This window comes from Carboxylicivirga agarovorans, from assembly GCF_050589845.1.
GTDB lineage: Bacteria > Bacteroidota > Bacteroidia > Bacteroidales > Marinilabiliaceae > Carboxylicivirga > Carboxylicivirga agarovorans.
In genome coordinates, this window is record NZ_JBNGPA010000010.1 from 39,605 (window position 1) to 59,918 (window position 20,314).

Below are 20,314 nucleotides of genomic sequence, written 5' to 3' on the forward strand. Positions count from 1 at the left end.
AACCACTTATGCTTTTTCAATGTGCATAGCGGTGGCTATTTCATCATCAATCTCAACGGTTGTAACACCATCATTATTGCATTGATCCACTAATTTCACCTCCATTGCAAGCGTCTGCGCCCCGATGTAGTCTGCATGCTTTTCCACAGCTGCATTAATAGCATCGTGTCGTTGTATTTGCAACCTGATTTTATCAGTCACATCAAAACCTGAATCCTTACGCAGGTTCTGAATGCGATTAACAAACTCACGGGCAATACCTTCTTCTCGCAATTCATCTGTCACATTAATATCCAATGCTACAGTTATCTTACCTTCATTGGCAACTAACCAGCCTGGAATATCCTCTGACATGATTTCAACATCCTCTAGTGATAGAACGATGGATTGTCCGTTGACATCCAGTGTATATTGTTCTTCTTTCTCGAAGATAGCAATTTCTTCCTGACCCATGGCATTTATTGCCCCTGAAATTACTTTCATGTTCTTACCATGCTTTGGGCCAAGAGTTTTAAAGTTTGGTTTAATCTTCTTCACAAGGATACCTGCATCTTCTTTCAGGTATTCCATATCCTTTACATTCACCTCAGTTAATACCAAATCCTTTATAGCTTCCAACTGATGTTCAAAAGCGGCATCCAGAATAGGAATCATGATCTTATTTAATGGTTGACGTACCTTCAGGTTCACTTTGCGGCGTAAGCCCAGTACCATTGATGATATGGATTGTGCATATTCCATACGCTCTTCAAGCTCTTTATCGATCATTCCTTCATCAAATGATGGAAATTCAGCCAGGTGAACAGAAACATCAGAATAATTACCTGACATCTTGTTCAGATCGATAAATAACTGATCGGTGAAGAATGGCGCAATTGGAGCTGATATTAAAGCTACAGTCTCTAAACACGCGTACAATGTTTGGTAAGCAGCCAGCTTATCTTCATTCATCTCACCTCCCCAGAAGCGCTTACGGTTCAAACGAACATACCAGTTACTCAGGTTCTCCATCACAAACTCCTGAATAGCTCGACCGGCACGTGTTGGCTCATAGCTTTCATAAGCCTCAGTTACTTCTTTCACCAACGAATTCAATAAAGACATCACCCATCGATCAATCTCAGGACGTTTCTCAACGGGAACCAAGGCCTCTTTGCCGTTAAAGCCATCAACATTGGCATAAAGAGCAAAGAACGAATAGGTATTATATAGTGTTCCAAAGAATTTACGCTTTACTTCGTCTACTCCGGCAATATCAAACTTCAGGTTATCCCATGGCTGAGCATTGGTTATCATATACCAGCGCAGTGGATCTGAACCATACTTTTCAATTACTTCAAAAGGATCAACACCGTTACCAAGGCGCTTCGACATCTTATTACCTTTCTTATCCAATACCAATCCGTTAGAAATGATATTTTTAAAAGCTACAGAATCGAATAACATAGTTGCAATGGCATGAAGGGTAAAGAACCATCCACGCGTTTGATCAACACCTTCAGCAATAAAGTCGGCAGGATATACCTGATCGAATCCTTCTTTATTTTCAAAAGGATAATGCATTTGTGCATAAGGCATTGCACCTGAATCGAACCACACATCAATCAAATCGGACTCACGGTGCATTGGCTGTCCATTATCAGATATCAATACAATACCATCCACATGATGACGGTGCAGATCTATCTTCTCGTAGTTATCCTTTGAATTATCACCCACCTCAAAACCTTCGAATGGATTTTTCTCCATCAAACCGGCTTCAACAGCTTTGTTTATTTCGTTCATTAACTCCTCAACAGAGCCAATGCATTTTTCTTCGGTTCCATCTTCTGTTTTCCAGATTGGAAGCGGCGTACCCCAGTAGCGCGAACGACTCAGGTTCCAGTCCACCAAGTTCTCCAACCACTTACCAAAGCGACCTGTTCCTGTTGAGCCAGGCTTCCAGTTGATGGTTTTATTCAGCTCAATCATGCGGTCGCGAACCGCTGTCGTCTTAATAAACCAACTATCCAACGGATAATATAACACTGGTTTATCCGTACGCCAACAGTGCGGATAGTTATGGACATGCTTCTCGACCTTAAACGCCTTATTCTCTTTCTTTAACATCACAGAAAGATCAACATCAAGTGTAGGCGCATCTGCTGACAATGATGCATCGTAGTCATTCTTCACAAAACGACCCGCATATTCACCATAGGCTTCTTTATTCACGAACTCAGCCACGAATGCCTCATCCAGATCCTCAATTTTGAAGAATTTACCAGACTTGTCAACCATTGGCTGACGCTTACCTTCTTTATCAATTAAAATAAGCGGTGCGATACCTGCTACTTTAGCCACACGGTCATCATCAGCACCAAAAGTAGGCGCGATATGTACAATACCAGTACCATCTTCAGTGGTTACGTAATCACCCAAAATAACACGGAATGCATCACCATCAGGATTCACCCATGGCATCAATTGCTCATAGCGAACACCTTCCAGATCAGTTCCCTTATAATCGGCAACTACTTTAAACGGTATTTTTTTATCTCCTGGCTGATAAGCATCGAAATCCAGTTCAGCATTCTTTGGATTAAAATAATTATTAACCAGTGATTTGGCCACAATAACCGACACTGGCGCACCGGTATATGGATTATATGACTTAACTTTTACGTATTCAATTTTGGGTCCGACTGCCAAAGCTGTGTTTGAAGGCAATGTCCATGGTGTAGTTGTCCATGCCAGGAAGCTTAAATCTTCATCTCCTTCAAATATACTCTCAGACACATCGTTACGCACAATCTTAAACTGGGCGGTACATGTAGTGTCTTTTACATCACGGTAACAACCAGGCTGATTCAATTCGTGCGTTGATAAACCTGTACCCGCTGCCGGCGAATAAGGCTGAATGGTATAACCTTTATACAGCATACCTTTTTTATACAACTCTTTTAACAGCCACCACAAGGTTTCAATATAGCGGTTATCGTAGGTAATATACGGATCATCCATATCAACCCAGTAACCCATTTTATGCGTTAAATCTTCCCACAGGTCTGTATATTTCATCACATCCTTACGGCAAGCCTCATTATACTCAGCAACAGTAATGGTTTTACCAATATCTTCCTTGGTGATACCTAAAGCTTTTTCAACACCCAACTCCACCGGTAAACCGTGCGTATCCCAACCAGCTTTACGCTTTACGTGGAATCCTTGCTGTGTTTTAAAACGACAAAAAATATCCTTAATAGTACGCGCCATCACGTGGTGAATACCAGGAATACCATTAGCAGACGGTGGTCCCTCGTAGAACACGAACGTCGGTTTACCTTCTCTGGTAGTGATGCTTTTCTCAAATGCTCCATTTTCCTCCCAGGTTTTCAAAACATCTTTGTTAACCTGAGACAAATTCAATCCTTTATATTCCGGAAATTTTGCGCTCATTAATTCAATATTTTACCCTTAATTTTAAAAAGTTTACAAATATAGATGTTGGCATAGTGAAAAACAAATGATTCTGAACACTTAAACAAAGGATAAATCAGTTTTATTTAAACTTCCCTTTAATCACTTTAAATAAGCATTTCACTAAACAATTGCGGAAATTAATCATTATTCGAATCAAAAATATACTTACTTTTGCGCCATCAATAACATTTGTATAAACTATTAATTACACATCACTTATGAAAAGAATCGTATTTTCATTGGTTGCGGCTATGGCTATTGGGGTAGTTGCAAAAGCCCAGAACTTACAGGTACACTATGACTTTGGGGACGAGCGCAAGATGATCACTACTACATTAGAAATGTTTAAGCCTGACAAATATGGTAGCACTTTCTTCTTTGTGGATATGGATTACAGCAACGAAGACCACAGAGGCATTGATAATGGACTTTCATTAGCCTACTGGGAAATTGCCCGTAGTTTCAAATGGAGTGAAACACAAAAATTTGAACCTCGCGTAGAATTCAATAGCGGTAGAGCTTGGTTTGGTCCTATTGAAAATGCGTGGTTAGTTGGTGGTCAGTATACCTTTAACAATGCTGATTTTTCAAAAATATTAACCATTCAGGCCAACTACAAAACCATTAAAGATAAAAATGATGCTTCGTTTCAGCTAACTGCTGTTTGGGGAATTCATCTAATGGAAGGTAAACTTTCTTTAACTGGTTTTGCTGACTTCTGGAAAGAAGATATGGACTGGAGTTTCTTTGGTGAAGAAAATACTGAATTTCGTTTCTTAACAGAACCTCAGGTTTGGTATAACATGAACAGCAATCTTTCATTAGGTGGTGAAGTAGAAATCAGCAGCAACTTTGCACAAAATGGTTTCCAGGTTAATCCAACTTTAGCAGCCAAGTGGACTTTCTAATTTAACTTAGTACGATCATGTTAGAAAAATTCTTCAAATTATCAGAAAATAAAACCACTGTTAAAACGGAAGTAATCGCTGGTATTACTACGTTTATGACAATGGCATACATCCTTGCTGTTAACCCGGATATTCTTTCGGCTACAGGCATGGATAAAGGTGCTCTTTTTACCGCTACTGCCATTTCGGCTGCCATAGGTACATTGGTAATGGCTCTGTGGGCTAAACTTCCTTTTGCTTTAGCTCCGGGTATGGGACTAAACGCATTCTTCGCATTTGGTGTTTGTATTGGAATGGGTATGAGCTGGCAGTTTGCGTTAACTGCTGTATTCCTCGAAGGTATATTATTTATTTTAATGACTGCTTTCAACATCAGAGAGCTGATCATTAATGCCATCCCAGGAAGTATCAAAAATGCGATCTCTGTGGGTATCGGCTTATTCATTGCGTTCATTGGAATGAAAAATGCCGGTATTATTGTGGCACACGATGCAACTTTTGTGCACTTGGGCGATATGAAAAGCGGAGCGGTACTTCTTGCGCTTGGTGGTATTGTTATAACAGGTGCATTATTAGCACTTAAGGTTAAAGGCGCTTTATTGATTGGTATGATCATTACTACATTAGTAGGCTTACCAATGGGCGTCACTCAATTACCACACTTCGACTTCTCTGTTCCTTCAATTTCATCTATTGCCTGGAAGTTTGACTGGTCATGGACCAGCTCCGCCGAGGGTATATTCACGATGATCACCGTATTGTTTACATTCTTATTTGTTGATATGTTTGACACTGTTGGAACACTTATTGGTGTATCAACCAAGGCGAAAATGATCAATAAAGATGGTCGTATCCCGAATGTTAAGCAGGCTCTTATGGCTGACTCGATTGGTACAACTGTTGGTGCAGCATTAGGTACCTCAACTGTTACAACATACGTTGAATCAGCTTCTGGTGTTGCTGAAGGTGGCCGTACCGGTTTAACTGCTCTAACTACTGCAGGATTATTCATACTGGCATTGTTCTTATCACCTTTATTCCTTATGATTCCAGCTGCAGCTACTGCTCCGGCATTGGTATTGGTAGGTGTAATGATGATGACACCTATCCAGAATCTGGATTTAGATGATTTCACAGAGTCAATTCCTGCATTCTTTACTTTAATTATGATGCCTTTAACTTTCTCAATTGCTGAAGGTATCGTATTTGGTATTTTATCATATGTGGTGTTAAAACTACTTACAGGAAAACACAAAGACATTTCAATTGTAGCTTATATTCTGGCTGTATTGTTTGTTCTTAAGTTTGTTTTCATGTAGGATAAGCATAAAGTTACTTAGTAACTAAAAGTTATATAGAGGCCTTTCAACAGATCGGCCTCTTTTTTATGCTTAGGTTAATTTAAATAGACACGGTAACAAATCCGTTCCTTTCATTAAGCTCATTTCTGCTGTCACCCATGTTGACCATTCCTTTTGGGAAAGAGAATAAAATCCACACTTCTTAAAGGTATTTAATGAAGCTAAATTAGAAGATTCAACGTAAGCAACTATAAATTCGAATCCTTCTTTCTTACAAAACTCCACATTAGCTTTAAGTAATTTAAAGCCAATATTCCGTCTTCGGTATAAGGTTCGTACTGCGATACCATTAACAACACAATAATGATATGGCTTTTCCTGAAATCGCCCCAGCAGAACTTTACTCAAGCCCATTGTTTTACCCTTCTTATTCAATGCATAAAACTCACGCTGAGGCAAGTCTTCTCCGTTGAATGAAACTTGGGTCTTAATTGACTTTATTAACACTTTCTGCCGTGAAATTCCCGAAAACCTATAAAAATGATATAAGATGTGGCTTAATACTCTATTAATTAATTCAGGATACTCCATGAATTAAATATATCAATAATCTTTCAATAACTATATTTGCAAAAAACAGATTGAAGATGCTAACACAACCAACATTGTTACTTGACAAAGCTAAATGTCTGGCCAACATAGAACACATGGCTTCTAAAGCAAAAAATGCCAATGTACTGTTCCGCCCTCATTTCAAAACGCATCAATCTGCCGAAGTGGGCAGCTGGTTTCGCGAGTTTAATGTGGAATGCATTACGGTATCGTCAATTAAAATGGCAGCATACTTTGCTCAAAATGGCTGGAATGATATCACCATCGCTTTCCCGGCAAATATTCGTGAATGGTCATCAATAAATGAACTTGCATCAAAAATCAATATTAACATAGTTATTGAATCAACAGAAACGATTAAAGCTCTTGAGCAAAACCTGACCAATCCGGTTGGTACATATATAAAAACTGACACCGGTTATGGAAGAACAGGTATTAATGCTGAAGACTACGCTAGCATGCAGGCACTTTTAAAAGAACTTAAAACGTGTAAAAATCTGATTTTTATCGGTTTCTTATGCCATGCCGGTCACACTTACAATGCTAATTCCAAAGAAGAGATCATTAAGATAATGGAATCATCACGCCAGCAATTACTCGCGCTGAAAACCTTCATGGCCAATGATTTCCCTTTGATACAAATATCTTACGGCGATACTCCTTCTTGCTCGTTATCTGACAACTATGAAGGCTTTGACGAAATTCGCCCAGGCAATTTTACTTTTTACGACAACATGCAAGCCAAACTTGGTTCATGCAATATCGACAACATTGCTGTTGCAATGGCATGCCCTGTTGTAGCCAAACATCAGGAGCGTGGCGAAATTGTGATACATGGCGGTGCCGTTCACTTTTCAAAAGATCAGTATGTAATAGGTGAACAAGCTCAATTTGGCACTGTCGTTACTTTGAATGAATACACTTGGGATACATCTGAGCAATTAGGGTACATAGCCAAACTATCGCAGGAACATGGTATTATTAAAATGGACAAGCAAAACTTTAACAAAGTCAAAATAGGCGACATGCTGGCTGTTCTTCCCGTTCACTCATGCCTGACAGCTAATCTGATGAAGGAATATACAACAACAGATGAACAGGTGATAAAAATGCTTATTTAGAGCCACACCTTTAAGCATTTTATCATAGAAGAAGCTTTACTGTTTTACCTGCTACGCCCTTAATCAACTAGAACATAGTTGTATCTAGTGGCTTAATCAATAGACAAGCTTCATGCAATAAGCCTTTAACCTTTTCTGTCTGAACTGGTCAGCATACGCCCCACAAGAAGTGCCATTATAATAACCAGGTAAAACTGTCCCGACAAGGTAATCATCAACGCCAGTGATTTGGCCACAGGTGTTACTGGCAACAGGTCACCATAACCCAATGTAGTCATTGAAACAAAGGTGTAATAGAACGAATCGTAAATGTGATTGATCTGTGTTGCCTCACCAAAATTAAAAGCTCCGGCAAAACGGTATGTGACCATATCGATCAAAATACCAAAACCGACACCAATTAAAAGATATCCATTGATCGCTTCAATGATCACCAGGCTATTAACATCTTCTTTGGTCGATAAACGCCTGATAAACTTCAGTACCCGTAACATAAAAAACACAACCAGCCATAGTGTTGCCAGGTAATTGATCACCTCTAAGTCGGCAATACGCGTAATCCATATGGCGACAAAGGCTATAAGAACCTGAAAAAGGACCTTGGGCTTGCCCTCTTCACTTGTGGCAACAGTTGAAATAAGGACAATAAGACTAATAAATATTTCAAACAAACGAAACCTGATAAACCCGGTTAGTAAAGGAAGGACGAAAATTGTAAAGCATAATATAATCAGCAATCCCCAATTACTCATTAGCTGCCTGATATTATGACTTATATCCAGACGTTTAATCATTCTCATAGGACACAATTAGTTGGTTATAATAACAAATCTAAATTAATCCTGAATAAATCGGAACACTTTTTGATAATTCACGTTCAATACTTCAAATTGAATAACTCAAATCGAAAATGAAACAACTATTACCAATACTTATTGGTCTAATGCTGCTTTCGGCATGTGCCAGTAAACGTAACTACAATAAGGCTCAAAAATTCGATGAAGCTGGTTTATACTCCGATGCTGCCGCTCTTTATTATAAATCACTCAAAGCCAATAAAAATAACATTGATGCCAAACTGGGGCTTCAAAGAACCGGGCAACTTGTACTGGAAGATAAAGTTGAGGCATTTAAAAAACAATATAACAACGGAACCGCAAAAGATGCGGTCTACGCATATAGGAAAGCCGAAAGTTACTACAATCAGCTATCCGCACTTGGTGTAAAGCTGATAATGTCAGAAGAGCAAAAAGAGTATTACCTTGAAGTTAAAGACAAGTACCTTGACATATTATATCAGCATGGCATGAAGGCTCTTAACCTTGAAGAGTTTAAGAATGCCGAAACACAATTCGCTGAAATCCTTTCAATTGACAAAAGCTTTAAAGATGTTCAGTCACAATGGATAACAGCCAAATACGAGCCTGTGTACCGACATGGTAATGAATTGATTCAAACCAGCCAGTTCAGAAGTGCTTACACTGATTTTAACACCATCAACTCGGCTACCAAAGGTTACAAAAACAGCATTGAGCTGCAGAATATGTGCCTTGAAGAAGCAAAAGTTACGGTAGCAGTATTACCATTTTCTTACAAATACCGAAACTACAGAAACTACACTTCAACTATGAAAAACAGTGTAGTAAGCGAACTATCGCAAATTAAATCACCTTTTTATCAGCTCATCAGCGATGAAGCCATTAAGACTGTGCCCGACTGGACAAAAACAAAAGATCTGAGTATGGCATTAAAATACGCCAGACAATTTGGTTCTGAATTTGAAGCAAAAACCATTTTGACTGCCCGTATTGACAAGTATATTAAGTCGCAGGGACAACTCAGGAAAGAAGAAAAGAAAGGTTACCTGAAGCAAATCGTTGAAGTGACCAACACGGAAACAAAACTAAAGGAGCAGAAGGTAAAATACACCAAGGTACGCTATTATGAGTATTCGCAGGAAAACAGCATCATCATGTCGTTGAGTTATGACCTGGACCGCATTGACAAGGATGAAAAGGCATTTGCCGATAATTACTATGGCGAAAAGAAGGATAAGATCCACTACGCTAAATTTGACGGAAGCTATAAGCAACTTGTTGCAGGTACATGGAAATACATTGATAAAGATTCTCCTGAAGATAGCGTTTACGATTCGGAGCAGTCAAACAAACAATTGCACGAACTTTTCAAAAACAAGAAGGAAATTCAATCTATTGCCAGTCTTGAAAGTAACTTATTAAAAGAATGTGCTCAACATGTTTCTAAAAATCTGACTAACTACAAACCAGAAAATTAACAGAAATGAAATTGTTTACATATCTCTGTTTGCTCATTGTTTTTATGGCAGGCTGCTCTTCTAAAAAAAAGGAAGCTGAATTACTGGAACTATCCAAACCACAATGGCTAAAAGAACGACCAGTTTCAAACAGCTATTTTTATGGCATCGGAACCACCCCTAAAGTTGGCGGTACAGTTTTCTATACTGAGCAGGCAAAGGAAAAAGCTTTGGCTGATTTAGCGAAACAAATAAGCACTAAAATTAAAAGCGAGCAGAGCCTGTATCGAATGGAAGACAATAAAGGTGTTTATGAATACATTCAGAGCCGGGTTAAAGCCACTTCAAATGAGTTTTTAGAAGGTTATGAGTTTGTTGACCAATGGGAAGATCTGGACTATTTCTATTCATTTTACCGCTTGTCTAAAAGTGAGTTTTATTCATTAAAGGCAAAGCGCAAACAAGAGGCACTGGAATTGTCGTATCAAAAGTATGAACAGGCTCTTAATGCCCAAAAGCAAAAGGACTTTATACTTGCCATGGAACAATATGCTGCCGGCATCGATGCCATCAGCGGCTATCTTAATGAGCAAACCATGTATGAATCGCCTCTTGGAAACATTGACTTATTTGAAGTTAATAAAGATGCTTTGGGCGATTTGATCAGCTCTCTTAAGCTGACCTTTGATATTGAAAGCCTTAGCGCCAAATCTCAAGCTAAACTACCTGAAGGCAAAGCAATTTTGCATGTAAGCTGCAATGCTTATCCCGCCAAAAACATTCCTGTTCGCTTTAACTACAGCGGCGGCTTTTTGGTAACCGATAAATATAAAAGCAGCACGCAAGGATCCATTCGATCTCCCGAGTTTGAGATGTCAGACAAACAAGAGGAAAGCCTTAAGGCCAGCATCGATTTAAAATCTCTTGGCCGCCAGATAACAAAAAACCTGATCGTACGACAATTAGTGGAGAGACAAAAAACAAACAGCACAAGCCTGATTATAAGCCGGCAATAGCAGCATATGAAGTGGCATAGGCAATAAACTAATAAAATAAGATTCCATGGTTCTTAAGCTATTGGAATCTTTTTTTAACCGTTCCTCCTTTTCTCTTGAGGATCAACATCCCCGCATTCGTTTTTCAAGCATATAAAACTCCTGAACTGACATCCGCACATAAAAAAAAGAAACCACAGTCTGATAAGCAACTAATATCAAGCTGTGGTTCTGAATAAGTATAACAAAGGATTATATCCTTTATAAGACCAACTACATATTATAATGAAGCACACCTGTTGGCCCCAGCGGAAAACCACTTAACAGCCAAAGTGCCAGCAAAATCATCCAAGAGAATAAAAACACCATTGAATATGGTAACATGGTAGATACAATTGTTCCAATACCAGCTTTCTCATCGTACTTCTGGAAATAAACGATAATAAGGGCGAAGAAGCTCATCATAGGTGATATAATATTGGTAGCGCTGTCACCAATGCGGTACACCACCTGCGTTAATTCAGGTGAATAACCCAGCATCATAAACATCGGCACGAATATAGGCGCTAAGAGTGCCCATTTGGCCGAAGCACTTCCCATAACCAGGTTAATTAACCCGCAGAATAAGGCAAACAGCAACATCAGTGGAATAACTGACAGGTTCAATTCATTGATGGCATTGGCTCCGTTAACAGCCATTACAAGCCCCAGGTTACTCCAGTTGAAGTAGGCCACAAACTGTGCGGCAAAAAACACTAAAACAAGGTAAGGTCCTAATGATTTAGCAGCCTCTCCCATGGCTCCCATTATGTCTTTATCGTTTTTGAATGTGCCGGTTATTTTTCCGTACACGATACCGCATGTACCTGCCCAGATAAACAGAACAGCAACGACACCTTTAAGCAAAGGCGATGTTAATAGCTGACCATCTGCACCACGCAAGAAGCCATTCTGTGGAATTAAGCCCCAGGCCATAATTAACACAAATAGAACTGACACTATACCCACCCACATCAGGCCTTTTTTCTCGGTTGATGATAATTCATCCAAACGGGTTTCTTCTTCAGATACTTCTCCTGTGTATTCTCCAAATCGGGGAGCAATGATCTTTTCCGTCACCCAGGTACCAACCAGGGCCACCATAAAGGTTGAAACGACCATAAAATAGTAATTACTCACCGGATTCACCGTATAGGTTTTATCAACAATATGGGCAGCTTCTTCTGTTAAACCGGCCAGAAGCGGATCAATCGTTCCAATGATCAGGTTAGCACTAAATCCTCCTGATACACCTGCAAATGCAGCTGCCATTCCAACCAAAGGATGGCGTTTCGCTACCAGAAAAATAACTCCGCCCAGGGGCACCAATAACACATACCCGACACTTGATGCCACATTGGAAACTACTCCGGCTAAAATGATCACAAATGTTAATAGACCCTTGGGTGCAGCCAATACCAATTTTCTAATCAGGGCCCCGATCAAATCCGATTTCTCGGCTAATCCAATACCCAGCATAGCTACAACTACAATTCCCATCGGGGCAAAGTTGGTGAAGTTTTTAACCATTTCAGTCAATATCCGGTTAAGCCCTTCAACCGACAAAAGGTTAATAACATTAATAGCTTCACCGGTGGTTGGATGCTCAGCAGTGGCACCCATCCATGCAAACAAACCTGAGAACAGCAACACAACAACAGCAAATATCCCAAACAATAAGGCGGGATGCGGAAGTATATTTCCTACTCTTTCAACTCCATTTAAAAATATATCAACAAACGACTTTTTCTTTTTTACGGCCGTACCCATACAATAAAAGTTTTACTATTATGAAACGCCGAAAATATAAAAAAAAGCAAAGCATTGAAGAAGAATTGCTCTTACACACGTGTGTTATACAGCATAGTGACTTTATATTCTGTTTTGTCAAACTGTATTTGTGGAATGATCAAAATTTAGTATTGCAACAGTATATCTTACATCCCAATATCCCCACATCGTAACATCGAACATCCAAACATACTATATCCCAGCCCCGCTAAACCAGTTTTTAAAGTGAGATACTTTTTCACGACTGACGACCACCTCCTTTTCGAATGCCTGCTCAAACTGTATTTTCAGGCGGCTGTTTGAGTGAACCAACACATCCTGAATATGATTGATATTGACTATAAAGGAGCGACTGATGCGATAGAATGTAGCAGGATTCAGCATTTCCTCCAATTCCTCTAACTTAAAGTCGATGATGTAACGATTACCTTTAGTTGTTAGTATAAAAGCATTACGCCCTTCGGCATAAAAAAGCACAATTTTATCAGATGTAACAGACTTAATGCGCTCACCCAGCTTCACCATAAAGCGTTCCTTATAAGTTTTTCTATAGTGCAGCAAAGCCTCGTTTAGCTCCTCAAGCTTCAATCGCTGACTGGCTGATGAAAGGTTTTCGCGCAAACTTTCGAGCTTTTCCATACTTCTGAACAAGTCATCATAATCGAGCGGCTTTAGCAGATAATCGATACTATTGACCTTAAAAGCCTGAATAGCATACTCGTTATATGCCGTGGTGAAAATAACAGGCAAATTCAACTGCGTTTTATTAAAAATTTCAAAGCTTAAGCCATCTGACAAATGAATATCCATAAAGATCAGATCCACAGTATTAAGCGGATTTGATAACCATTCGACACTTGATACAATGGAATCAAGTTCACCTACAACTTCAATATTGCTATCGTAACGATTTAGCAGGTGCTTCAGGTTATCTACAGCCGGTTTTTCATCTTCAATAATTAGTACTCTCATGGTGGTTCAGATTATTCTTCCTCTATTTCAAATAAAGGTATATTGATGTGAATTTGTTGATTGTTATAGGATATTTCCAGTTGTTTTCTATCGCTGAAAAATGAATAAGCCTTATTAATGAGCGTTAAATTCCAGTCACTATTTCCATTTAAGCCAATTTTAGGATTATGACGACAGCTAAAAGTCAGGTTATCGCCTTTGCCCTCCAAAATGATATGCATTGGCTGATATTCGTTAATAATAGAGCGACTAACTAACTCCTGAATTAAAGAAGATAAAGTACATGGTATTATTTGTCGATACATCCAGTCGTCAGATAAACGGGCTTCAAAGGTAATGGTGTTGGTATGCTTCACATTTAAAATATGCAACAATGACTGACTGAGCTGCAATTCCTGTTGAAGTTCAACCAACTCAACATGGCGGTTATCGAGGTTGTACCGGTAAATTTTTGATAAGTGATTGACAAAGTGTTCTGCCAGTCGAGGCTGCGAGTGGACTATTGAAATTAAATTCTCCAATCCGTCATAAAGCAATTTGGGGTTTATCTGCATTTTAAACTTTTCCAAATCAGTCTCCATGCCTTTTCTCAGATCTTTCTCCTGTTTGTAATGTATCTGTTTATGAACAGCTAAAAAAGATGTGCTCACATGAATGATGGCATAAAGTATTGCCATGACACCATATACACTGTTAAATACAATTAATTCGGTGCCAAAATCACTAATAAATAAAACGAACCTGAAATACACACCCACCAGCAGGCTAATAAGAAGAACCGACAACACAAGGCATATAAAAGGAATCAGGACAATGCGCATTGAATGACTTATTTCCTTTGAATCAACAGTTGATTCTGCATTCGTTTTAAGCTTTTCCATCAGCGGAAAACGCTTATCTATCAATTTCAGCAATGCACGTAAACTCTCAAACAGAATAAACGTCAGCATGGTTGTAACGGCTACTTCCTGGCTGAAAAAATTAGAACTAAACTGATTAAGTGTATCAAACACCAGCAATATTAAAACATAAGCTACCACACCTAATGGGAATGGTAGCAGAAAACGTAGCCACTTTTGCTGATTATTTATTGTGAATGTTTTCATTCCAAACTCTTTAGTACCTGATAAGCTTTTGCTTTAACAACAATGGCAATACTACCATAAACGACTCATCTTTTGTTATTTCAACCTCTTGTTTGGTAAAATAAGCATATCGTTTTTTAATATTCTCAAGACCTATTTTGTGCGATACGTGTCGTTCCGGTTTTTTGAGTAATTGATTATCAACTTCAATAAAACCGGGCTTTCGTTCAAAATTATTGACCACTTCAATGCCGTTGTTTTTGTTGGAACGTATACATATCTTCAAGGGTTTTTCCTCAGAAAAGTGATTGTGCTTAACTGCATTTTCAACAAGCAACTGCAGGGTCATGGGAGGTATATAACTTGAATTTGCCTGGTTATTGAGCTCTATGTTTAACTCCAAAGCCTTTTCGAACCGAATACGAAGCAAGAAGTAATATGCTTTAATAAAGTCAACCTCGTGCCTGACCGAAACCAATTCCTTTTGGTGACTATTAAGAATATAACTGAATGTTTGTGCAAACTTGCGAATAAAGCCTTCGGTGGTCGAGGCATCGCGATGAATAAGTGATGCGATTGTATTGAGCGTATTGAACAGGTAATGCGGACTCAACTGACTTTTAAGTATTTCATACTGCAGCTTCAATCTCTCTCGCACCATCTTTTCACTTTCAATATTGGCTTGTATAAAACTGGTGAACGAATATTGGTATAGATCTACAAGAATGAATACCAGGTTGGAAAGCATGAAAATAATGAAAAACTTAATGGTTGCATCTCCTTTTTCCTCCATAAAAAGAGCAAAGGAAATATTCCCGTATTTAATGGCTATCAATAGTTTTACGCATACCCACAGAAATAATGCCGCAACAATCGTATTCGACACAAACTGTATTAAGAAGCGCGAAGACATCCCTTTTATCCATGGATAAATAACATTTAAAAGCCTGGTCAATAAGGTAAGAATACCAAATATCAGCCAGGAACTCAGGGTAAAAAAGGATATGGAATCAACATGTTCAGACAGCACCGGTAGGGTGCCATTTTCACTGTAATACAAATACAAAAAAATCAGTACACCATATAAAGTACTGACCAGTATCTGTGTTACCAGTTTTTTTGAAGAGTATAATTGGGTGTTGGTTGTCATTGAAATACTAAGTTAATGGATTAATTTAGATCTCAAAAAGGTATATGTCAATGAAAAAAAGATAAAATAGTCTTAATTAAGACTATTTTATCTCTCCATATATATTAGCTCAAAGTACGCAGTACACGATTCTTTTCGTATTCTGACTCCAGGTCTTTCGCCATCGACTTAAATATATAGGCCGTTGATGAGTTCTTATTATTGACGTGTGGACTTAGCCTTACCAATACAGCTGCTTTTTCAACATCAACATCAATTTGTTGTGTACACTCGATAACCTTAGCCGCCAGTGTTTCATTCATTGCCGGGCTATCAATCACGTAGCGCAACAACTCTTCTATCGTACTGTTTTGATCCATGCGGTTAACAAGACGGAAAAACTGGTTATAGTTGGTCTCGGACAATGGGAACTGAGCTACCACCTGACGCATAACAGCTCCTGCTCCATGCTGAAAATCGCCTACTAAACGATCAAGCGTTCTTAACAAACGATACATGGCCGCTTCCTCAAGTTTGTTTTTATTCAATAGATCAAGCAATACATTGTACATCTCCATCTCGCTGTCAAGGCCATTAAGTGTTTCAAAATAAGCATCCACCACTTCTTCATCATTAATAAACAAACGGTTGGCCTTACGCAAGATCAATCCACGCTGACTGTTTGAAGAAATTCCACGAGCTGTTTCCAGGTAATTCAGTAATGTCGACTTATCGCTTTTTCGCTTACCCGATTCAAGCGCTGCATCCAACAAGGCTGTTGTGATCTCACCTTTTAAAATATAGTAACTATCAGACATATCATCCAAAACATCTCTGAATGCATCCATTACCACCTCATCCTTTGGTAAGTATGGAATCAGATACAACATTAAAGCACCTTTTTCCCGTTCTGATGAAAAGTCATCAATAGCATGCAACATACTCACCCAGCTGTCATTAGATAATTTCTTGTTCTTTACCAGATGCTTTAATACATTTCCTTTTTCAGAGTTGATCTCCATCTCCTCAATGATGTCGAAATACCCTTTTCTTATTGCAAATTCATCAGTATAGAATTTGTTGAAAATACGTAAAGTCGATCCGCGTTCCGTATTATAGTCGTGGGTTGAAGTAGCATCAAGCACAGCTGCCAGCTGCTCGGTATTCAATTTATAGTTTTCAAGAATATGACGGATCAAAGTGCCTTTTGTGCTGTTGGATCGGACTTCTTCAATTTCATTTAACACAGGAACGATATCCTGGTTTTTCAATTGATTATCAAACACCAGTGTTTTCAGGAATGTATTTTTAGATGCCGAACTTCCTGATTTGTATGATGATGTTTTAATGGTAAACACATTCCATTCACTCGAATAGCTATACGTTGAGCTTGAAGGAAGGTCTTCCATCGCATCCAATACTGCTCTAAGTCCTTTTTTACTGTATAACTGACGTACGCGCGACTCAACACCCAAATCACTTCTTTTAACAATGTCGGGCAACACTTCTGCCAACCACTTTTTACCTTCAGGATCAAAAGCTGTTTCTGTTTTACCAACATAGTATTCATATGTAATCGTGCCTTTATCATCTGCATGAATAAATAAGCGTCTGTTATTACCAAAAGCTGTTTTATTAATCTCTACAAAACCATTAGCCGATATTCCGGTAATCATCTTATTATCCTCCGATAACTCAATAACACCTTTGTATTTTAAATCAAACGGGAAGTCAGACGATGCCGTACTTATTTTAACCTCCTTACGATAGTCTGCTGCCCTGAACTCAGCAACAGCTTCGCGAACTTCTTCACGCACTTTGCGATACTCTGCACGCATCTCGTCATAATTCACTCGCTCTGCCTTTCGGTTCTTATGCTTGTTGTCATCCGCCATTGCCGTTTGAAACACTGATGATAAAAATACAGCCAACAAAACAGCTACACTTAATTGGGTCCGGTGTGTAAATATTGCTCTCATAGGTATATTGTTTTAGTTGTTCATAAACATTATTTGACAATACAATATTAAAACAAGACTTCCCCTAAGAAAAACGAAAAGTAGTGAGTTGTATTAAAAATGTAGTGAATTGTAGAAGTAATGAAGCGGAAGAATATTTATCCGGTCTTAGCTTAAAAAAAGAGGCTCTTCGTCATATAAGTTTTATACAAAGCGCGCTAATTAACACGCAAAATCCGCAAAGTATATGACCTTATATTCATTTCTTTACGGACTTTGCATACTTTCTTTTTTTGCATTCCTGGCGAGAAAACTATTTTACTTTGGACAGCCTCAATATTGTGCTATCAGATGATCCTTTAAAAATTATAAAACCGGCTTACAAAGATCATCAATGGCTTTTAATTCCTCATCTGCAAATTCAAGGTTATTCAATGCTGCAAGGTTGTTTGCCAATTGTTGTGATGATGACGCACCAACCAGTACCGATGTCACTGTTTTGTTACTCAACAACCAGGCTATAGCCATCTGAGCCAGTGATTGGTCGCGCTTTTGTGCCATTTCATTTAGAGTAACAATAGCGTTTCTCTTCTCTTCCGTTAAAGCCGATTCTTTAAGAAAATGTGCTTTAGCCATTCGTGAATCAGACGGTATATCTTTCAGATAGCGATCAGTGAGCAGCCCCTGTGCCAATGGTGAGAACGGAATACATCCAATTCCCCTCTTATCAAGCACCTCTGTTAGTCCATTTTCAACCCACCGGTCAAACATATTATAACGTGGCTGATGAATGAGGCAGGGCGTTCCCAATTCGCGCAAAATCGATTCGGCTTTCTGCGTTTGTTCTGCACTGTAATTTGATAGTCCCACATACAAGGCCTTTCCCTGACGAACAATTAAATCCAGTGCCGCCATAGTTTCCTCAAGTGGGGTATCAGGATCGGGACGATGGTGGTAGAAAATATCCACATAATCCAGCCCCATACGTTTCAGGCTTTGGTCAAGACTTGAAACCAGGTACTTTTTCGAACCCCATTCCCCATATGGACCGTCCCACATCAGGTAACCTGCTTTGGTGGAAATAACCAACTCATCGCGGTAGGCTCTCATATCCTGTTTCAAAACCCTTCCCAATGTTTCTTCAGCTGACCCTGGAACAGGTCCGTAGTTATTGGCAAGGTCAAAATGCGTCACTCCGTTATCAAAAGCATACAACAAAATATCACGCGCATTACTAAAGACATCCTCTGAACCAAAGTTATGCCATAAACCCAGAGATATGGCCGGCAATTTTAAACCACTACGTCCGCATCGCTTGTATAGCATTTTGTCGTACCTGTTAGTTGAAGCCAAATAATCCATTATTATCGTATTTTAATCAGTTACAAATTCAATCATTTTCGTTAAAGCTGCCTGGCAGGCAGGACAAAAACCTTCAGCCTCATTGGTTTTCATGCGACAGTTAACTGCCGGTCGATAAACGCCCTTTTCAACATATCCGCCTCCTTCAAATACCCCGGAAACATCTTCATATTTCTTACTCACCGGGGTTGGAATTGGTGTTGATGGATCTACCAGGTGCTTCCATTTACTATCAAAGTTAACCAATGTAGTGATATTTGGTTGCCATGGCTCCACATTTAAATCAAAGAAATTTTGATAAGCTACATCTGAAGTATAATATTCATCGGCCAGCCCCCCGAAACCATGCCCGATTTCATGCAGCATAACTTCCCTGGCACTCGGATGATCAGAAGTACCTATTGAAAAATGATTATAAATACCTCCTCCTCCGTACTTATCAGAGTTAACCAGAACACAGATATGATCATAAGGGGCACACGCTGCTATATCACGAATGGATATAACATCGCCTGTTTCAAGGTAACGATCAATATAAAAGGTATTAAACGAAGAATTAACAGCCGTATTTACCCACTTATCCCTCCTCGGATTATCTGCCTCCGAATCTATTGAAGGAGAACAAACAGCCCAGAAATTGATCTTATGCTGTTGTGATTTATAAGGCTCCATGGATAAAATATAATCAGCCATTCTTTTTACATCGGCTTTAAATTTATCCATCTCATCCAATTGGTATCCTTCAGCAATAAAAGTCAAATCGACCATATTGGCAGGCTCTCCATTATCAACAAGTTTAACAACCTCATAGTCGGGTACTTTTTCTTTCCTGATATTCGTATCATCAGGATTAATGACCATGGTGAGTAAAGCATTATAACTTCCATCTTTCCTGCGCTCATTCAATGTGAATATAACCTCCTCCTTTGGGTATGGGAAAGTTACGGTCTGATAAAACGCTTTATTAATAGATTTAGCTTCTTCGGTTGTTCGCCACTCTTCAAACAGCGTACAAAACCCTCTTGAGTAGATAAGCTCATCACTTTCCTTATTTCTGATCGTAAAATGATATTCGCCATATCCCAGCTCATCAACAAGATTATTTATTGAACCGCCCCAAAATGGCTCTTGCTTTATCTCTAATAAATAGACTGACTGCATATGTTTATTACCACCCAATATCAAATCAACCCGCATCGATTGATTTTCAAAGTATTTATCAAAGTCAGTCTGTGCATTGCTGCAGGCAGCAAACAGCAAGTAACTGATGATTCCAAAAATTACTGTTCTCATAAAATGAAATT

15 protein-coding genes are annotated in these 20,314 nt (G+C 38.9%); 5 read left to right on the forward strand and 10 right to left on the reverse strand.

Features of this window, described 5'->3' with window-relative positions; all coding sequences use genetic code 11:
- Positions 1-6: 6 nt before the first annotated feature.
- Positions 7-3,438, reverse strand: a complete 3,432-nt coding sequence (gene ileS / locus ACRD69_RS12235) for an isoleucine--tRNA ligase (RefSeq protein ID WP_430815380.1) — start codon at positions 3,436-3,438, stop codon at positions 7-9.
- A gap of 242 nt (positions 3,439-3,680) precedes the next feature.
- Here ileS and ACRD69_RS12240 point away from each other — a divergent pair, with 242 nt between their 5' ends.
- Both ACRD69_RS12240 and ACRD69_RS12245 read left to right on the forward strand, forming a co-directional pair.
- Complete coding sequence (locus ACRD69_RS12240) at positions 3,681-4,370, forward strand: DUF5020 family protein (RefSeq protein WP_430815381.1); 690 nt, start codon at positions 3,681-3,683, stop codon at positions 4,368-4,370.
- A 17-nt stretch (positions 4,371-4,387) separates the two neighbouring features.
- The gene (locus tag ACRD69_RS12245) at positions 4,388-5,689 is read left to right on the forward strand and encodes an NCS2 family permease (RefSeq protein ID WP_430815382.1); all 1,302 of its coding nucleotides are present in this window, start codon (positions 4,388-4,390) and stop codon (positions 5,687-5,689) included.
- A 72-nt stretch (positions 5,690-5,761) separates the two neighbouring features.
- On the opposite strand, the gene ACRD69_RS12250 is transcribed toward ACRD69_RS12245, so the two are convergent.
- Complete coding sequence (locus ACRD69_RS12250; protein ID WP_430815383.1) at positions 5,762-6,262, reverse strand: GNAT family N-acetyltransferase; 501 nt, start codon at positions 6,260-6,262, stop codon at positions 5,762-5,764.
- 56 nt (positions 6,263-6,318) lie between these two features.
- Between ACRD69_RS12250 and ACRD69_RS12255 the strand changes: the two genes are divergently transcribed.
- Entirely contained in the window at positions 6,319-7,404 is a 1,086-nt protein-coding gene (locus ACRD69_RS12255; RefSeq protein WP_430815384.1) for an alanine racemase, read from the forward strand.
- Between the two features lie 125 nt (positions 7,405-7,529).
- On the opposite strand, the gene ACRD69_RS12260 is transcribed toward ACRD69_RS12255, so the two are convergent.
- A complete protein-coding gene (locus ACRD69_RS12260; protein ID WP_430815385.1) occupies positions 7,530-8,204 on the reverse strand; it encodes an ion channel in 675 nt (224 codons plus the stop codon).
- A 110-nt stretch (positions 8,205-8,314) separates the two neighbouring features.
- Here ACRD69_RS12260 and ACRD69_RS12265 point away from each other — a divergent pair, with 110 nt between their 5' ends.
- Together ACRD69_RS12265 and ACRD69_RS12270 are read left to right on the forward strand one after the other, a co-directional pair.
- On the forward strand, positions 8,315-9,700 hold the full coding sequence (locus ACRD69_RS12265) for a hypothetical protein (protein WP_430815386.1): 1,386 nt from the start codon (positions 8,315-8,317) through the stop codon (positions 9,698-9,700).
- A gap of 5 nt (positions 9,701-9,705) precedes the next feature.
- Positions 9,706-10,695 (forward strand): LPP20 family lipoprotein, encoded by a 990-nt coding sequence (locus tag ACRD69_RS12270; RefSeq protein ID WP_430815387.1) that lies wholly within the window; start codon positions 9,706-9,708, stop codon positions 10,693-10,695.
- A gap of 252 nt (positions 10,696-10,947) precedes the next feature.
- Here the strand turns inward: ACRD69_RS12270 and ACRD69_RS12275 are convergent, their stop codons facing one another.
- The 7 genes from ACRD69_RS12275 to ACRD69_RS12305 form a co-directional block, all read right to left on the reverse strand.
- Positions 10,948-12,483: an AbgT family transporter gene (locus tag ACRD69_RS12275; RefSeq protein ID WP_430815388.1), complete on the reverse strand. Its 1,536-nt coding sequence runs from the start codon at positions 12,481-12,483 to the stop codon at positions 10,948-10,950.
- Between the two features lie 213 nt (positions 12,484-12,696).
- Positions 12,697-13,476, reverse strand: a complete 780-nt coding sequence (locus ACRD69_RS12280; protein ID WP_430815389.1) for a LytR/AlgR family response regulator transcription factor — start codon at positions 13,474-13,476, stop codon at positions 12,697-12,699.
- An 11-nt stretch (positions 13,477-13,487) separates the two neighbouring features.
- A complete protein-coding gene (locus ACRD69_RS12285) occupies positions 13,488-14,582 on the reverse strand; it encodes a histidine kinase (RefSeq protein WP_430815390.1) in 1,095 nt (364 codons plus the stop codon).
- A gap of 10 nt (positions 14,583-14,592) precedes the next feature.
- Positions 14,593-15,711, reverse strand: coding sequence for a sensor histidine kinase (locus ACRD69_RS12290; RefSeq protein ID WP_430815391.1), 1,119 nt, complete (start codon positions 15,709-15,711; stop codon positions 14,593-14,595).
- 104 nt (positions 15,712-15,815) lie between these two features.
- Positions 15,816-17,669 carry a hypothetical protein gene (locus ACRD69_RS12295; RefSeq protein WP_430815392.1) on the reverse strand — a complete coding sequence of 618 codons (1,854 nt, stop codon included), beginning with the start codon at positions 17,667-17,669 and terminating at the stop codon, positions 15,816-15,818.
- 345 nt (positions 17,670-18,014) lie between these two features.
- Positions 18,015-19,010, reverse strand: coding sequence for an L-glyceraldehyde 3-phosphate reductase (gene mgrA / locus ACRD69_RS12300; RefSeq protein WP_430815393.1), 996 nt, complete (start codon positions 19,008-19,010; stop codon positions 18,015-18,017).
- A 12-nt stretch (positions 19,011-19,022) separates the two neighbouring features.
- The gene (locus ACRD69_RS12305) at positions 19,023-20,303 is read right to left on the reverse strand and encodes a M64 family metallopeptidase (protein ID WP_430815394.1); all 1,281 of its coding nucleotides are present in this window, start codon (positions 20,301-20,303) and stop codon (positions 19,023-19,025) included.
- Between the last annotated feature and the right edge of the window lie 11 nt (positions 20,304-20,314).

Bases quoted from the DNA above. Each gene is read 5' to 3' on its own strand.
- ACRD69_RS12260 (WP_430815385.1), bottom strand. From the start codon at position 8,204: ATGAGAATGATTAAACGTCTGGATATAAGTCATAATATCAGGCAGCTA.
- ACRD69_RS12290 (WP_430815391.1), bottom strand. From the start codon at position 15,711: ATGACAACCAACACCCAATTATACTCTTCAAAAAAACTGGTAACACAG.
- ACRD69_RS12305 (WP_430815394.1), bottom strand. From the start codon at position 20,303: ATGAGAACAGTAATTTTTGGAATCATCAGTTACTTGCTGTTTGCTGCC.
- ACRD69_RS12295 (WP_430815392.1), bottom strand. From the start codon at position 17,669: ATGAGAGCAATATTTACACACCGGACCCAATTAAGTGTAGCTGTTTTG.
- ACRD69_RS12270 (WP_430815387.1), top strand. From the start codon at position 9,706: ATGAAATTGTTTACATATCTCTGTTTGCTCATTGTTTTTATGGCAGGC.
- ACRD69_RS12250 (WP_430815383.1), bottom strand. From the start codon at position 6,262: ATGGAGTATCCTGAATTAATTAATAGAGTATTAAGCCACATCTTATAT.
- mgrA (WP_430815393.1), bottom strand. From the start codon at position 19,010: ATGGATTATTTGGCTTCAACTAACAGGTACGACAAAATGCTATACAAG.
- ACRD69_RS12255 (WP_430815384.1), top strand. From the start codon at position 6,319: ATGCTAACACAACCAACATTGTTACTTGACAAAGCTAAATGTCTGGCC.
- ACRD69_RS12275 (WP_430815388.1), bottom strand. From the start codon at position 12,483: ATGGGTACGGCCGTAAAAAAGAAAAAGTCGTTTGTTGATATATTTTTA.
- ACRD69_RS12265 (WP_430815386.1), top strand. From the start codon at position 8,315: ATGAAACAACTATTACCAATACTTATTGGTCTAATGCTGCTTTCGGCA.
- ACRD69_RS12280 (WP_430815389.1), bottom strand. From the start codon at position 13,476: ATGAGAGTACTAATTATTGAAGATGAAAAACCGGCTGTAGATAACCTG.
- ACRD69_RS12285 (WP_430815390.1), bottom strand. From the start codon at position 14,582: ATGAAAACATTCACAATAAATAATCAGCAAAAGTGGCTACGTTTTCTG.
- ileS (WP_430815380.1), bottom strand. From the start codon at position 3,438: ATGAGCGCAAAATTTCCGGAATATAAAGGATTGAATTTGTCTCAGGTT.
- ACRD69_RS12245 (WP_430815382.1), top strand. From the start codon at position 4,388: ATGTTAGAAAAATTCTTCAAATTATCAGAAAATAAAACCACTGTTAAA.
- ACRD69_RS12240 (WP_430815381.1), top strand. From the start codon at position 3,681: ATGAAAAGAATCGTATTTTCATTGGTTGCGGCTATGGCTATTGGGGTA.